Origin of the sequence: Bartonella sp. CR84HXZ (genome assembly GCF_042194535.1) — a bacterium.
Classification (GTDB): Bacteria; Pseudomonadota; Alphaproteobacteria; order Rhizobiales; family Rhizobiaceae; genus Bartonella; species Bartonella grahamii.
The window spans coordinates 1-821 of record NZ_JBHIMY010000111.1 but is presented as its reverse complement, the minus strand read 5'-3'; the positions used below and the strand labels follow the sequence as shown (position 1 = coordinate 821).

1 protein-coding gene and 1 pseudogene are annotated in these 821 nt (G+C 47.1%); both read right to left on the bottom strand.

The genetic code is table 11. The annotated features are described in order from the left end of the window. Positions 1–269: pseudogene (locus ACFIKD_RS09660) on the bottom strand (phage tail protein); the annotation flags it as partial. Between the two features lie 12 nt (positions 270–281). Next, positions 282–821, bottom strand: a 540-nt coding sequence (locus ACFIKD_RS09655; protein ID WP_375647938.1) for a lytic transglycosylase, incomplete at its 5' end; no start/stop codon positions are given.

Here is an 821-nt window from a genome sequence, read left to right as displayed (position 1 = left end):
GCCATAAAGCGCAAAACGATACCATTCTTATACTCTAAAAACTGTGAAGTGCTTGCAAGTCTTATCACACTCGTTTGTTGGACATGATCATTTGTAACAATGCCTTCAAGCTCTCCACCCGTGTCTGACAAGTATTCCTTTACGCGCTGCATCATCACACGGGCGCTCGTGTTCACACTGCTAGGATGCTGTCCTTCGGACCAATCAATCAAATCATCTACGCGCGTATTATCCGCCGCTCTAAGCGACCAATCATAGATCGTTGACATCTCTCATAAATCCTAATTCCGGTAAAACGGTCCGTAAAACGCCCGCATGAATTGCGTCATCAAAGGATTATCATCATCACTCTCTTCTTCTTCCGAAGCCTCTTCTTGTGATGCTAATAATGCCCTTAAAACCTCTAACAAGTTGTCTCTATTTCTAATGCCACCCTGCGCTACAGGGCTTGCTCTATAAGGCTGCCCTCCGTACATCTGTAATACACGGTTAACAAAATCACCGGCGCGCATGCTACTGTTACCACCATTCAAGCCAACCGCATTGCTCCCAACAATTTGCGCCGCATTGGCATGGGGATTTTGAAGAAGCCGCGCGGCTCCTCCTGCCCCTTGTTGATGTGCTAAATACAATTCCGCTTCACTAGGCGCTCTTCCCAACAGACGGCTTAAATGATTGCGATTATCAAGTGTCAACCGCCCCATGGCATCTGCCGCTTGCATGGGGTCAAAACGATCCTGCAAACCATATTGTTTGGCGGTGCTATCGATAAATTGATACAACCCACCAGCAGAAGAGTAGGGATTCCTTGCATTCGGATT